Raw genomic sequence first — 14,315 nt, 5'->3', positions numbered from 1 at the left:
AGGCGTGGCGCGACCACCGCGGTGAGTGTGGTGGTCGAGGACGGCCGGATCACCCGGATCTACGCGATCGCCAACCCGCACAAGCTGGGACGGCTGGAACAGGTGGCAGACCTGCGGCGATGACCGTCCGACGGTCGCGGCCCGGCAGCCGATCTTCGGGCTCGGCAGTCAGGATGCGCCAACGACGTGGACCCTCCGGCGGCGTCGGCAACGACTCGCCCCGATGGCGTTGCGCGCGGCGATTGTGGGGTCGACGCACGGGTCTGTCGTCGCGGGCGCTACGGCGCGTGGGGCGGGTCCTTCGACCCTGGCGCTCGCGGGAGTCTGGAAGGACGCTCGGCTCCGGGTGAGGGAGTGAGCGCACGTGGCCACGACGACAGCAGCCGCCCCGTCCCGTCTGGGCATGGGCATGGCGACCGATCCCGGTGTACGTCTGGATCCGCTGGCGTGAGCGCGGATCACCGACGACGGATGCGCTGGCCGGCACGGCCGGCCGACCGCGGCGTCGTGATCGGTCTGTGGCAAGGGAGGGGAGTGGTATGCGCACTGTGGTGATCATGGGGGCGGGTGGGCGTGACTTCCACGACTTCAACGTTGTGTACCGCGATGACGCCGGTGTGACCGTGGTGGCGTTCACAGCCGCGCAGATCCCAGGGATCGCCGACCGCACATATCCCGCCGGCCTGGCCGGGCCGCGCTATCCCGAAGGGATCCCGATCGTCGGTGAGGAGCGCCTTTCCGACGTCATCGCCGAGCATGATGTCGACGAGGTCGTGCTGGCCTACTCCGACCTGCACCACAATGAGGTCATGCACCGCGCGTCCATCGCGATGGCCGCCGGCGCGGACTTCACGCTGCTCGGGCCGAAGGCGACGATGCTGCGCAGCTCGCGGCCCGTCGTCGCCGTGTGCGCGACGCGAACCGGGGCGGGCAAGAGCCAGACCAGCCGTCGGGTCGGGCGGTTGCTGATGGACGCTGGGTACCGCGTCGCGCTCGTGCGGCATCCGATGCCGTACGGGGACCTGGAAGCGATGCGAGTGCAGCGCTTCGCCACGCTGGCCGACATCGACGCGGCGGCCCCGACCATCGAGGAGCGCGAGGAGTACGAGGAGCCGGTGCGGCAGGGGATGGTCATGTACGCCGGCGTGGACTACGAGGCGATCCTGCGCCAGGCGGAGTCCGAGGCCGACATCGTGATCTGGGACGGCGGCAACAACGATTTCCCGTTCTACGCCCCGGACCTGCTGATCACCGTCACCGACCCCCTGCGGCCCGGCGACGAGGTGTCCTACCACCCGGGTGAGGTCAACCTGCGGATGGCCGACGTGGTCGTCGTGAACAAAGTCGATGCAGCGCCGCCGCCAGCGGTGGACGACGTCGTGGCGACGGTCGCCCGAACCAACCCAGACGCCACCATCGTCAGGGCCGCCTCGCCGGTCACGCTCGAACCCGGACCGCCGCTGACCGGACAGCGCGTGCTCGTGATCGAGGACGGGCCCAGCCTGACGCATGGTGGCATGGCACTGGGCGCCGGGACCGTGGCCGCACAGCACGCGGGAGCCGGCGACCTGATCGACCCGCGTCCGTACGCCGTCGGATCGATCGCTGACACGTTCGCCCGCTACCCCCACATCGGCGCCCTGCTCCCTGCGATGGGCTACGGCACGCGGCAGGTCGACGAGCTCGAAGCGACCATCGCGGCCACGCCGTGCGATGTCGTGGTCACCGGGACGCCGATCGACCTGCGTCGCGTCCTCGACGTTGACGTGCCGATCCGACACGCGACCTACGAGTTGCAGGATGCGGGACGGCCCACGCTCGCCGAGGCCATGGCACCGCTGGTGGACAGCCTCGCCGCGTCACGGCGATGAAGGTCGTCCCGGTACCCGGTGGCACCGCGCTGTTGCTGTCGAGCTCGGCCACGGCATGCTGACGGCGCGTCGCTGCGACAGCCCGGGCCGCTCGGCGACTGGACGCACGGGCACGGCGTCGGTCTCGGTCACTCGGGTCGGCTGGGACCGAGCCGCTGCATCTCCCGGCGGATCCGCTCCTCGGACGGGGGTCGTCGGAACGTGTCCCAGGCGTGGAAGAACAGCCCGATGCCCCAGCCGAGCAGCGGGAACATCGGCCAGAAGAACCCTGCGCCGGTCGCGAGGAACCAGATCGCGACGAGCGTCGAGTTGACGAGCAGGTACGCGACGAGGTGCGTCTGGAACTCGTCGCGCTTCCGTAGCCGCTCCAGCGCCTCTGCCCGCAGCGGGTCGCTGTGTGTGTCCAGTGTCGTCGACATGGCAACCTCCGGGACCGGATCGATCCTGTGCCAGCCTCCTCGACACGTGGCGCCGGAGTGAGGTCGTTCGGCCCTGGATGTGCCTGCCTTCGCCCGTGTGCGCGCCGACGCCGGCCAGCAGTATTGGCATAGGCGCCCGCCACAGGCGGCGGGCTCGGTGCGCGACGCGGGAGCACGACGATGGTCACGCTGGTGAAGCGGATCGGTGCAGGGGTCGGTTGGTTGGCGTTGATCCTGGGCGTGGCTGGTGCCGCGTGGGCGGTGGGCGTGGAGCGGTGGGCCGACCGCTGGGGCGCGACCGATGCCGAGGTGGCCGTGACGCTGCCCGGCGACGAGCTGATCGAGGACCCCGCGATGGTCACGACGCGCGCGGTGACCGTGCGCACTCCACCCGATGGGGTGTGGCCGTGGATCGCACAGTTCGGGCAGGGGCGTGGCGGTCTGTACAGCTACGACTGGCTCGAGCGGGTGTTCGGCATGGACATCAAGTCGGTCGACAGGGTCCTGCCCGACGAGCAGGACGTCGTCGTCGGCGATCAGATCTGGATCACGCAACCGGGCTACCCCGCCGACCTCGGTCTCGTCGTGGCCGACGTGGAGCCGGGCCGTGCCCTCGTCCTGGCAGCGTCGACGCCGTCGCGCCCGACGGCGCCCGAGGACGCGCCATGGACCTGGACGTTCGCGGTCCGATCCGACGGTGCTGGGCACAGCCGACTGGTGGTGCGCAACCGCAATGCGACGGTGGGCCCGATCGGTGACGCGGTCTGGGACCGTGTCGTCGGGCCGATCGGCTTCGCAATGGAGCGTCGCACGATGCTGGGCATCGCCGACCGTGCGGAGGCGACCGCCGGGACGGGCGGCGGGCGGGCGTGGCGTGAGCCGGTGTGGTTCGCGGCGCTGGTGGCGACCGGTGCGGGGCTCCTGGCCATTGCGGCGACCGGGGCGCCGCGGAGCAGGCGCCTGGCCTACGTCACGGTGCTGACGGTTGCGGCGACGCTGGTGCTGTTGCGCTTCCCGTCCCCGCTGGCGTCGGTCGCGCTCGCCGCAGTCAGCTGGTCTCTGGTGGTGCTGTTGTGGCGGGCATGGCGTGTCCCGGCGGAGCCGCGCGGACGCATGCCGAGGGCGCAGTCGAGGAAGCAACAACGTGCTCCTGCCGACCACCAGCGTCACGCATCCGATCACCGCCGTGGGCGTCGTCATGCCGGTCACCGCAGCGCGACCGGTCCCACCACGCCGAGCGCGAGCAGCACCCGGACCGCCGCCGGGGAGGGATCAACGCGGTGAGCGAGTCGCGCGGTCATCGTGTGACCACCGGCACACGGGTGTGACCACGAGCATCCCCGCGGTGCGTGGCGGCGCTGGTGGCCGACGACCGCTGTCGGCGGGTCACACGGCCAGGTGCCTGCATCGGCCGACCCCGAACGGCCCTTCGTGGCAGGGTCCCTCGCCCTCGGCAACCAGCCACGCTGAGGCCACGTTGACACCGACTCCGACGACCCGGCGCCGACGGCGGCGCACGTGCGCGGCAGGACAGGACCATGAAGGCGGTGCTCCAGCACAGGTACGGCACGCCCGACGTACTCGAGCTCATCGACGTCTCGGTGCCGGACGTCGGCGATGACCAGATCCTGATCCGTGTGCGCGCGGCTGCAGTCCACCCCGGCGATCTGCTGTTGATGGAGGGGCGACCGCTGTTGATGCGGCTGCTGTTCGGGCTCCGGCGACCCAGGAGGGCGACGCCGGGCTACGACTTCGCGGGGATCGTCGAGGCGGTCGGCGCCGACGTCGACCAGGTTCGCCCGGGTGATGAGGTCTACGGTCAGGGCGACGGCAGCTGCGCGGAGTACACGACGGCCGTGCAGGACGCCGTTGCACCCAAGCCGGCAGATCTGACGTTCGAGCAGGCCGCTGCGGTGCCGATGTCGGGCCTGACCGCGCTGCACGCGCTCAGAGACACCGCGCAGGTCCAGCCCGGTCAGCGGATCGTGATCAACGGTGCGTCCGGTGGCGTCGGCATCTACGCCGTGCAGATCGGCAAGGCGCTCGGGGCGCATGTGACCGGGATCTGCAGTACCCGCAACGTCGAGCTGGTCCGTCGGCTCGGTGCCGACGAGGTCGTCGACTACACCCAGCAGGACTTCACACGCACTGGCGCACGCTACGACGTGATCCTCGACAACGTTGCGAACCATTCATTGTCCCAGCTCCGTCGTGCGCTGACGGCTGAAGGCACGCTGGTCCCGAACAACGGGACGTCTGGCGGCCGATGGCTCGGCCCGCTGCCCCGGATGGTCCGGGCCCTGGCGTGGTCGCCGTTCGTGTCGCAGCGCATGCGGCTGTTCGTCTCGGAGCCGTCGCGCGCGGACCTCGCGGCGCTCACCGAGATGGTGGAGAACGGGCAGGTACGGCCGGTCATCGACCGGACCTTCCCGTTGACCGAGGCGGCCGAGGCCTTCGCGTACCTCGCGCAGGGTCACGCGCGCGGGAAGGTCGTCGTCACGGTATGACGGGGATCGTCAGGAGCGAGCCCACCGGCCGGGGCGGTCGACCACGCCTCGACGGCCACCTGGCCCCGGGCCAGATGACCCATCGGGCGCTCACCGCCGCATGTGTGTACGGCGTGGCTGTCGGCGTCGATGCTCCGCCGCGGCGCGTGGTGGAGGTCGTCGCTCAGCTGGGCTGGACGGTGGACGACCTCGCTCCGCCGGTGATGCCCCGGCGCCTGCCGTCGGTCGCGGCACCGGCGTCGTCGCGTCCTCGGCGACGTCTGCGCCACTTGTCCAGCGCGTCCACCGCGATCACTGCCGGCGCGGCCAGTGCCGCGACCGTCCATCCGCTGACAGCAGGCGGCGCGTGTCCCAGAGCGTCGCCAGCGACCGGCAGGAACAGGAACAGACCGGTGACCGCCAGTTCGATCAACACCGCGACGATCAGCAAGCGGTTGCTCCGCCAATCGAGCGCGCCGACCCACCGGGAATCGCTGCGGCACGCGAACGCGTTGGCGGTCTGACCGATCACGACCGTGGCGAACGTCGCACCTGACGCGGTCAGAAGGACGGGTCCCGCAGGGAACGGGAGTCCGGGCCGCCAGCCGACGGCCGTCAGGGTCGCCAGGAAGGCGAGCATTCCCAACGCGGCCTCGGTGGGGCCCAGCAGCCCGAAGCTACGGCGGGCGACCCTGCTGTCGAGCAGCCGTCCACTGGCCGGTGCGGATCGCAGAATGCCGGGGGTGGGCGGCTCGGCGCCCAGTGCCACCGCGGACAACGTGTCGGTGCCGATGTCGAGCGCGAGCACCTGCAGCACGCCGAGCGCCAGCGGGAAGCGACCGCCGGACAGCGCCCAGACGAGGAACGGGGTGAGCTCTGCGACGTTGTCGGACAGGTGATAGGTGAGGAAGCGCCGGATGTTGGCGAACGTCGCCCGGCCGTACTCGATCGCGGCGACGATGGTGGCGAAGTCGTCATCGAGCAGGACGAGGTCGGCGGCCTCTCGCGCCACGTCCGTCCCGGATCTGCCCATGGCGACGCCGATGTCGGCGGCGTGCAGGGCGGGGCCATCGTTGACGCCGTCGCCGGTCATCGCGACAACGTGTCCCCGATGCTGCAGCGCGGTCGCGATGCGCAGCTTGTCCTCCGGTGTGACGCGGGCGACGACGATGCCGTCACGATCGACCACCGCGCCGAGGTGCTCGTCGTCCGTCGGCAGGTCGGCCGAGGTCAGCACCCGCCCGTCGTCGCCGACCAGCCCGACCTCCCGCGCGATTGCCAGCGCCGTCGCCGGATGGTCTCCGGTGATCATCGCGACCATCACCCCGGCGGCGCGGCAATCCGCGATCGCGGCTGCCGCGGCCGGACGGGGTGGGTCCTCCAGGCCCACCAGGCCGAGCAGCTCAAGATCCCGTTCGGCCTCGTCGGCGGTCGCATCCTGCGTGCCGTTCCAGCGGCGACGCGCGACCGCGAGCACCCGCAGACCGCGTTCGGCAAAGTGTCCGATCGTGGTCCGGGCGTCGCCCGCGTCGGTGCACCTGGGCAGCACGGCGTCCGGTGCACCCTTGACGTGCAGCACGCCGTCGGTGTGCACCGACATGCGACGGCGTCGCGGGTCGAAGGGGAAGCGTCCTGTCGGCGCGCCGGCGCGGTCGACAGCGACCTCGAGTCGCTGCGCGAACGCGTCGAGCGCCGCCTCCATCGGATCCCCCTCGGCGACCCAGCGGTCGGCGCGGCGCACCACCCGTCCCCCCGAACACAGCACGCTCGTCTCCGCCAGCCTGCGCAGTGCCGGCATGGTGCCCTCGTCGGCATCGACCACGCCGGTCGGCGCGTAGCCCGTGCCTCGGATGCGGGCGGCGCCGGCCGGCGTCCACACGTCGACGACCTGCATCTCGTTGCGCGTGAGTGTGCCTGTCTTGTCGGTGCAGACACACGTCGTCGAGCCGAGTGTCTCCACAGCGTCCAAACGACGCACCAGTGCGTTGCGCCGCGCCATCCGCTGGGCGCCGATCGCAAGTGACAGCGTCACCGTCGGCAGGAGGCCCTCGGGCACCAGGGCCACAGTGACGCCGATGGCGAACACAACCGCCTCGGACGGTGCGGTGCCGACGAGCAGCGACACGGCGAAGAACGCGACGCCGACCCCTACGGCGATCGTGGCGATGGTGCGCACGACGCGGTGCAGCTCCCGGGTCAACGGGCTCGGCGGACGGGGTCCGGCCTGGGTCAGCGTGGCGATCTGCGCCAGCCGCGTGTCGGCGGCCGTCGCGGTGACGAGCGCCTCGGCATCGCCCTCCGTGACGAACGTCCCGGCGTACAGAGGTTCTCCGGCCTCGACGTGTGTAGGGACGCTCTCGCCGGTCAGCGTCGACGTGTCGACCGCCAACGCATGTGCGGTGGTCGCGACGAGGTCGGCGGAGATGCGGTCGCCCGCGGCGAGCACCACCAGGTCGCCGGGTACGAGATCGGCCGCGTCGACCTGGCGCCGACGGCCGTCGCGGACAACGGTCACCTGCCGCGGCAGCAGCTCGCGCAACCCTTCCGCCGCCCGGTCCGCCCGGTGCTCCTCGACGTAGGCGAAGACGGCGTTGACCAGCACGACCACGACGATCGCGACCCCGAGCTGGGGCAGACCCGCCATGAACGCCAGGACTCCGGCAATCCACAGCATCACCGCGAAGAAATGTGTGAGCTGGTCGAGCAGGCGACGCCAACCCGGGATCCGCGGTGGCCGGGGCAGGACGTTGGGACCGTGCGCGTTGCGCCGTCTGCGGGCCTCGGCTTCAGTCAGGCCGGCGGACGGAGACACGTCGAGGGCGGGCATGGGAACCCCCTGGGTGAGCGGGACGTCTTCACGTGCGGCTGTCGCGCTGCTCGTCCCGCTGTTCGACGATCTGGCCGTGGGCGGCGTCGAACCACCCGATCCGTCCCGTGGGCATCGCTGCTCCTTTCGCTCGAGATGCGGACCGCGTCAGGCTGACGCGCATGGTCTCACGCCCGTGGTGCCGCGTCAGCCCGGCAGCACCATGGTGACGACCGGGACGTCGACCTCACGCACCGATGGTGCACGTGGCCCCCGCGGCGCGAGCTCGCCGGGCGTGCGCCGGTGCTGTGGCGGCAGAGCTCCGTGATCCGCGCAACGCGGCGCGGGCGTTCGCCGGTCTGGGCCACGTCGCGACCATGCGCTCGTCTCCGCAGCGGCCTCGGCAGCGGGGCTGCGCCAAGGCGTGCAGGTGGACGCGACCGGTCAGGATCGGAGAAGCGCGACCGCCGCGTCGCCCGTAGCCTGCACACCGACGGCGGGGACACCGGCCCGGCTGCGACGCGAACGGGAGGCCGCACGATGACTGACACGGAGAGGTCTACGACGCCCACCGCGGCGTCGGACGGCTTCACGGAGGAGGAGCGCGCCGCCATCAGAGAGCGCGTCCGTGAGCTGAAGGAGGCCGGCCGCAGCGGCAGGAAGAAGGCGGGCGACGAGCAGGCCGTGCTCGACAAGATCGCCGAGATGTCGGACGCGGACCGCGTCCTGGCCGAACGCGTCCACGCGGTCATCACCGCCACCGCGCCGGAGTTGGCGCCCAGGACCTGGTACGGCATGCCCGCCTACGCCCAGGACGGCAAGGTCCTGTGCTTCTTCCAGGGCTCACAGAAGTTCTCGAACCGGTACTCGACGCTCGGTTTCAACGATCCCGCGCGGCTCGACGACGGTGCGATGTGGCCGACGGCGTTCGCGCTCGTCGAGTGGTCCCCTGCCGTGGAGGAGAAGGTCGTCGAGCTTGTGAAGACCGCCGTGGGCTGACGGCGGCGCGCGGAGTCAGGTACGCGTTCCCCGTCCGGCCACAGCGCCCGGGCCGTGGCATGCGACGGCGCGCTGGCGTGGCTGATCTCGCACCTGACCGCCACGCGACGCGCCTCGTCGACCGCGGTGGTCGTGGCTTCCCCATCGGTGTCTCCCGTCTGCACCTGGGCGTGCACCGGCTGTCGGAGGTGGTCGGTGGGTGGGTGCTCGGTGCGGCGTGGGTGACGGTGACGTCGGCGGCGCAGCCCGGCAGCGCTCAACGGTGGCGCAACCCTGACGCGCGTGTCAGTGGTTGCCTGACGGGGAGTATCACATGTGGGGCGTGCGCGGCGTCGTCCGCAGGAGCCGGTTGGACCGGCCGGGCGACGCGGCCGTGCAGCATGGCGTTGAGTCCTGTGACGCCGGGACGCGGCTCGCGTGGACAAGCAGCCCCGATGAGGTGCATGGATGCCTGACGATGTCTCCGTAGTCATCGAAGATCCGCACGCGATGGCGGCCGAGAAGGTCGCGTCGACGGTGGACGTCGACCCGGCGACGGGTTTGCCGGGTCACGCGGTGGAGTCGCGCAGGGAGCGCTACGGGCGCAACACCCTCGGCGAGGACACCGGCACACCGTGGTGGCGCCTGGTCTGGGACCAGATCGCCAACGCCGTCGTGGTGCTGCTCATCGGCGCCGCCGTCGCGGGCTTCGTGGTCGGAGAGGTGATCGAGGCTGCGGCCATCGTGGTCGTGCTGGTCGTGAACACCGTCGTGGGGTTCATCACCGAACTGCAGGCGGCCAGGTCGGTCGCGTCGCTGAGGAACATGATGCGCTCGGTCGCCGATGTCGAGCGCGACAACCGGCGCGACGAGATCGACGCGACGGACCTCGTGCCGGGTGACGTGGTCATCGTGGAGGCGGGCGAGCGGGTGCCGGCCGACGTCCGACTGCTCAGCGCGGAGGATCTCGCGGTCGAGGAGTCGGCGCTGACCGGCGAGAGCGAACCGGTCGCCAAGCGCCCCGACGCGGTCGACGCGGACGCGCCGGTCGGGGACCGGGTCGGGATGCTCTTCATGGGCACGACCGCCTCGTCGGGATACGGCCGTGGGATCGTGGTCGCGACCGGTCGGGCGACCGAGATGGGCCGCATCGCCCATCTGGCCGATTCGGCCGACACCACCAAGGCGCCGCTGCAGGAGGGGTTGGAGCACCTCAGCCGCCGGCTCGCCGTCATCGTCGTCGCCGGCGCCGCGGTGCTGTTCGGCGTCGGCCTGCTGCGCGGACGCGAGGTGAACGAGGTGGTCGAGATCTCTGTCGCGCTGGCGATCGCGGTCGTTCCGGAGGGGCTGCCGGCGGTGGCGACGCTGACGTTGGCGATCGGCATGCGTCGCATGGCCGCCGGCAACGCCCTTGTGCGTCGCCTGCCCGCCGTCGAGACGTTGGGCTCGACGACCGTCGTGTGCTCGGACAAGACCGGCACGCTGACCCGCAACCAGATGGACGTGGTCGACCTCGCACTCGCGGACGGTGCCGACCAGCGGGCACTGTGGGTCAGCGCCGCGTTGTGCAACGACGGCGACATCGACCCTGACGGCGATCCGGTGGGCGACCCCACGGAGGTCGCACTGCTGCGCGCCGCCGGCGAGCACGACGTGGACTGGCGCGCACTGCGTGAGGAGCACGAGCGCAGCCGGGAGGTGCCGTTCAACTCCGAGACCAAGCGGATGGCCGTTGTGGTCGATGGCATCGTGCACGTCAAGGGCGCGCCGGAGGCGCTGCTCGATCCCGATCGTCATGGTGGCCTGGTCGAGGCGGCCGACCGCATGGCCGGCGAGGCTCTGCGCACCCTGGCGGTCGCCCGGCGGGACGCGCCGGGCGACGATGCGGCCGACGATGAGCTGTTCGTCGACCTCGATGTGGTCGGGGTCATCGGCATGCACGACCCCCCGCGCGACACAGCCGTCGCGGCGGTCGCGACGCTGCACGACGCGGGTATCCGTACGGTGATGATCACCGGAGACCGACCTGACACCGCGGGTGCGATCGCCGAGGACATCGACCTGTCGACCGGCCGGGTCGTCCGCGGGCGGGACATCGCTGTCATGGGCGATGACGAGCTCGGCGAGGTGATCGCGGACGTCGAGGTGTTCGCCCGGGTCGATCCGGAGCACAAGCTGCGCATCGTGGAGGGTCTCCAGCGTGCCGGGGATGTCGTCGCGGTCACCGGTGACGGCGTCAATGACGCGCCCGCGCTCAGCCAGGCCGACGTCGGCGTCGCGATGGGTTCCGGCACCGACGTCGCGCGTGAGGCTGCTGACATCGTGCTGCTCGACGACGAGTTCGACACGATCGAGACGGCCGTGCAGGAGGGCCGCCGGATCTTCGCGAACATCCGCCGGTTCGGGCAGTTCCTGTTCTCCTGGCACGTCGCAGAGGTGGCCGTCATCACCGCGTCGCTGGTCTTCGGGTTCGCGCCGCCGCTGGTCGGGCTGATGATCCTGTGGAACAACCTCGTGATCGACGTGCTGCCGTCGTTCGCGCTCGCGCTGGAACCGAGCCGTACCGACGTCATGCGCGAGCCGCCCCGTGACCCTGCCGAACCTGTCATCTCCCGGGACGTCGTACGCCGGATCCTCATCCAGGCGACCCTCGTGGCCGCCGTCGGGTTGGCCGCGTACGGCGCGGCCCTGGTGTGGCTCGACCTCGACACCGCCCAGGCGCAGACGACGACGTTCATCGCGATGTCCGCCGGCCAGGTGCTGACAGTGTTCAACGCCCGCACCGATCGCGGGTCGGGCTTCCGGGGCGCCACCGGCAACCCGTGGCTGTGGGCCGCGCTCGCCACGACCGCTGTGCTCGAGGCCGCCGCGCTGGGCATCCGGCCATTGGCCGACCTGCTCGGACTGACCGCGATCCCCGGTGCAGGCTGGCTCCTCGCTGCGGCCCTGGCACTCGTACCACTGGCCGCCACGCAGACCGTGCGCGTCGTGCGCGATCGCGACGCGTCGGCTGGTGGGTAGCGGATGGCGGATCACGGCGCAGGCGTTTGGTCGTCCTCGGCTGGGTAGGCGCGACAGCTCGCCCCTACCAGGGGCGAGGATTCCCGATCCTGTAGGCGGCGCCGTTGACGAAGGCACCGCTGAGGATGGCGTTGCCACGGGCGCGGGCCGTCTGCATCATCACCGTCGGCATCTCGGGACGGGACAACTCGGCCACGTCGGCCAGGAACTCCGCCTGCACCTGGTACGGCGAGTGGAAGTGGAAGGCCGTAGGACTCGTCGAGTAGCTGTGCAGGCAGCCGAACTCGAACCGGCTGACCGTGTGGGGGTAGAACCAGTCGCCACCACATAGGTCAGCCCTCGGCCCTCCGCCGTGCCGGGCCGGGGGCGTTGCGCTCCGACGGCGCCCGGCGATCGGCGTTGCGGGTGTAGAAGTCAGCAACGGCGCGTTCGAACTCCCGCGGGTTCGCGTCGCGCGTGAAGCGCGCGAGCCCGACAAGCGACGCGTCCTCCGAGCGGACCCGGCCGCGCATGCGCTGTACTTCCTCCGGATCGTCATCGTGGTGGAACTGCGGTGTCGCTGACGCCGTCTGGCCCGGCGGACCCCGAGGTGCCTTCGACCCGAAGGGCTCGGGTCCGTCGCCTGCCGGCACGGGCGCATTGGACGCAGAGGATCGGGCCCACCGGCCCTGCGTGACAGGGCGCCGTCCGCTTCAGTGGTCGTGGGTACACGCGAGGAGCGCCGATGGACACGATGCCGCAACCCATTGCCCGCCCGCGGTCGTCCGCGACCCAACCGGCGATCCGCGTCCACGATCTCACCAAGCACTACGGCGCGACGGTGGGTGTCGAGGCGTTGGACTTCGACGTACCGACCGGTGCCGTGTTCGGCTTCCTCGGACCCAATGGCGCGGGCAAGACGACCACGATCCGCCTCCTGCTCGGTCTGCTGCGGGCGACCCGCGGCCGCGCTCTGATCGGTGGACACGACGTGTGGGCAGACAGGCGCGCCGTGCACCGGATGGTCGGCTATCTGCCCGGCGACTTCGTGGCCTACAACGACCTCGCGGGACGTCAGTACTTCGAGTTCCTCGGTGATCTGCGGGGAGGCGTGTCGTGGCCCCGGGTCGACGAGCTCGCGCAGCGGCTCGAACTGGACCTGGGTCGTCGGATCGGCGACCTGTCCAGCGGCAACCGGCAGAAGGTCGGGTTGATCCAGGCGTTCATGCACGACCCACAGGTGCTGGTGCTCGACGAGCCGACCAGCGGCCTGGACCCGCTGATGCAGCGGACGTTCCTGGCGCTGACACGTGAGGCGCGCGACGCGGGACGGACCGTGTTCCTGTCGTCGCACGTGCTGTCGGAGGTCGAGCAGATCGCCGACGCGGTGGGCATCGTGCGCGACGGCAGGCTCGTCGTCGTCGAGGAGGTCGCGTCGTTGAAGGCCAGGGCGGTGCGCCGCCTGGACCTGACGTTCGTGCGTCAGCCTCCGCTCGACGCCCTCCGCGCCCAGCGTGGCGTCCGCGAGGTGCGCGGCGACGGCCGCCGTGTCCATGCCGTGACGGAGGGATCGCTCGAGGGCCTGATGCGCGTCGCCGGGGATACGGGGCTGGAGAACGTCGTCACCCACGAGGCCGACCTCGAGCAGATCTTTCTGGATTACTACACCGGGGAGGCGTCGTGATGCGGCCGAGCACTGTGTACGCCAAGGCCCTGTACGACCAGCGCCGGGGACTGGTCGGTTGGAGCGCCGGCATCGCGGCGATGACGGCGTTGTTCGTCCTCATCTACCCGATGGTCCGTGACATGCCGGATCTGGAGGTGTTCCTGGAGCAGTACCCCGACGTGTTCGGGCAGCTGTTCAACATCGAAGCGATGACGACCGGCCCCGGCTTCCTGAACGCCGAGCTGTTCAGCCTGCTCGGTCCGGCGCTGTTCCTCGTCTACGGCATCGGCCGGGGCGCGCGCGCCGTGGCAGGCGAGGAGGAGACCGGCACGCTCGAGGTCCTGCTGGCGACGCCCCTGTCGCGCACGCGGATGCTGGCGGAGAAGGCGCTTGCACTGGTCACCGGCGTCTCGGTCCTCGGGCTGGTGCTGTTCGTGACGATGATCGCGTTCGGTCCGGTGGTCGACCTGGGGCTCACGGTCGGGTACGCAGCAGCTGCCGCGATCTCGATGACGCTGCTCGGTGCGGAGTTCGGGTTGCTCGCCCTGGCCGTGGGCGCGGCCACGGGCCGTCGCGGTCCGGCGATCACGGTCGCCGGCGTGGCCGCCGTGTCCTCCTATCTGCTGTTCGCCGTGGGAGCCCTGGTCGACGAGGTGGAGCCGTGGCGTTTCCTCTCCCCGTTCCAGCACGCGATCGGCACCGAACCGATCATCAATGGGATGAGCGGGGGCTATGCCACCGCGATGGCGGTGGTCGGCCTGGTGGTGGTGGTGCTGAGCAGCCCGCTGCTCGAACGCCGCGACATCGCCACGTAGGCGCCGCCGGACCGCCGGACAACGCTCGGAGCAGTGCGGTGGTGCACGTGGGATCGCCGGACTGTGACGGTGTGCGCGGCGTCATCGGCGAGGCTCGTGGCCTGCCGGACGGCCGAGTGGGCCGGGGCGGCCGTCAGAGGATCTGTGAGAAGAACTCCTTGGTCCTCGGATGCTGCGGATCGGCGAACATCCGCGTTGGTTCGCCCTCCTCGAGCACGACGCCCTGGTCCATGAAGAGCATGCGGCTGCCCACTCCCCGCGCGAACCCCATCTC

General features: G+C 71.1%; 11 protein-coding genes. 8 read left to right on the top strand and 3 right to left on the bottom strand.

The window, feature by feature from the left end; translation table 11 throughout:
• Positions 1-539: 539 nt before the first annotated feature.
• Positions 540-1,871 (top strand): hypothetical protein, encoded by a 1,332-nt coding sequence (locus tag VFZ70_16400; GenBank protein ID HEX6257391.1) that lies wholly within the window; start codon positions 540-542, stop codon positions 1,869-1,871.
• Positions 1,872-1,999: 128 nt separating this feature from the next.
• On the opposite strand, the gene VFZ70_16395 is transcribed toward VFZ70_16400, so the two are convergent.
• Entirely contained in the window at positions 2,000-2,290 is a 291-nt protein-coding gene (locus VFZ70_16395) for a 2TM domain-containing protein (protein ID HEX6257390.1), read from the bottom strand.
• Positions 2,291-2,470: 180 nt separating this feature from the next.
• Between VFZ70_16395 and VFZ70_16390 the strand changes: the two genes are divergently transcribed.
• Together VFZ70_16390 and VFZ70_16385 are read left to right on the top strand one after the other, a co-directional pair.
• Positions 2,471-3,574: a hypothetical protein gene (locus VFZ70_16390; GenBank protein ID HEX6257389.1), complete on the top strand. Its 1,104-nt coding sequence runs from the start codon at positions 2,471-2,473 to the stop codon at positions 3,572-3,574.
• A 254-nt stretch (positions 3,575-3,828) separates the two neighbouring features.
• The gene (locus tag VFZ70_16385) at positions 3,829-4,797 is read left to right on the top strand and encodes an NAD(P)-dependent alcohol dehydrogenase (protein ID HEX6257388.1); all 969 of its coding nucleotides are present in this window, start codon (positions 3,829-3,831) and stop codon (positions 4,795-4,797) included.
• A gap of 163 nt (positions 4,798-4,960) precedes the next feature.
• Here the strand turns inward: VFZ70_16385 and VFZ70_16380 are convergent, their stop codons facing one another.
• Entirely contained in the window at positions 4,961-7,603 is a 2,643-nt protein-coding gene (locus VFZ70_16380) for a cation-transporting P-type ATPase (protein ID HEX6257387.1), read from the bottom strand.
• A 519-nt stretch (positions 7,604-8,122) separates the two neighbouring features.
• Here VFZ70_16380 and VFZ70_16375 point away from each other — a divergent pair.
• The 3 genes from VFZ70_16375 (at position 8,123) to VFZ70_16365 (ending at position 11,847) form a co-directional block, all read left to right on the top strand.
• Positions 8,123-8,581, top strand: a complete 459-nt coding sequence (locus tag VFZ70_16375; protein ID HEX6257386.1) for a DUF1801 domain-containing protein — start codon at positions 8,123-8,125, stop codon at positions 8,579-8,581.
• A gap of 447 nt (positions 8,582-9,028) precedes the next feature.
• On the top strand, positions 9,029-11,581 hold the full coding sequence (locus VFZ70_16370; protein ID HEX6257385.1) for a cation-transporting P-type ATPase: 2,553 nt from the start codon (positions 9,029-9,031) through the stop codon (positions 11,579-11,581).
• A gap of 125 nt (positions 11,582-11,706) precedes the next feature.
• Entirely contained in the window at positions 11,707-11,847 is a 141-nt protein-coding gene (locus tag VFZ70_16365) for a hypothetical protein (protein ID HEX6257384.1), read from the top strand.
• Positions 11,848-11,913: 66 nt separating this feature from the next.
• Here the strand turns inward: VFZ70_16365 and VFZ70_16360 are convergent, their stop codons facing one another.
• Positions 11,914-12,093 carry a hypothetical protein gene (locus VFZ70_16360; protein ID HEX6257383.1) on the bottom strand — a complete coding sequence of 60 codons (180 nt, stop codon included), beginning with the start codon at positions 12,091-12,093 and terminating at the stop codon, positions 11,914-11,916.
• 212 nt (positions 12,094-12,305) lie between these two features.
• On the opposite strand from VFZ70_16360, the gene VFZ70_16355 reads away from it, so the two are divergent.
• A complete protein-coding gene (locus VFZ70_16355; GenBank protein HEX6257382.1) occupies positions 12,306-13,244 on the top strand; it encodes an ABC transporter ATP-binding protein in 939 nt (312 codons plus the stop codon).
• On the top strand, positions 13,244-14,041 hold the full coding sequence (locus VFZ70_16350; protein HEX6257381.1) for an ABC transporter permease subunit: 798 nt from the start codon (positions 13,244-13,246) through the stop codon (positions 14,039-14,041). Before VFZ70_16355 ends, VFZ70_16350 begins: the two co-directional genes overlap by 1 nt.
• Positions 14,042-14,315: the final 274 nt, after the last annotated feature.

Source organism: Euzebyales bacterium, assembly GCA_036374135.1.
Classification (GTDB): Bacteria; Actinomycetota; Nitriliruptoria; order Euzebyales; family JAHELV01; genus JAHELV01.
The sequence above is the reverse complement of the archived record's forward strand: the minus strand, read 5'-3'. Positions and strand labels throughout refer to the sequence as shown.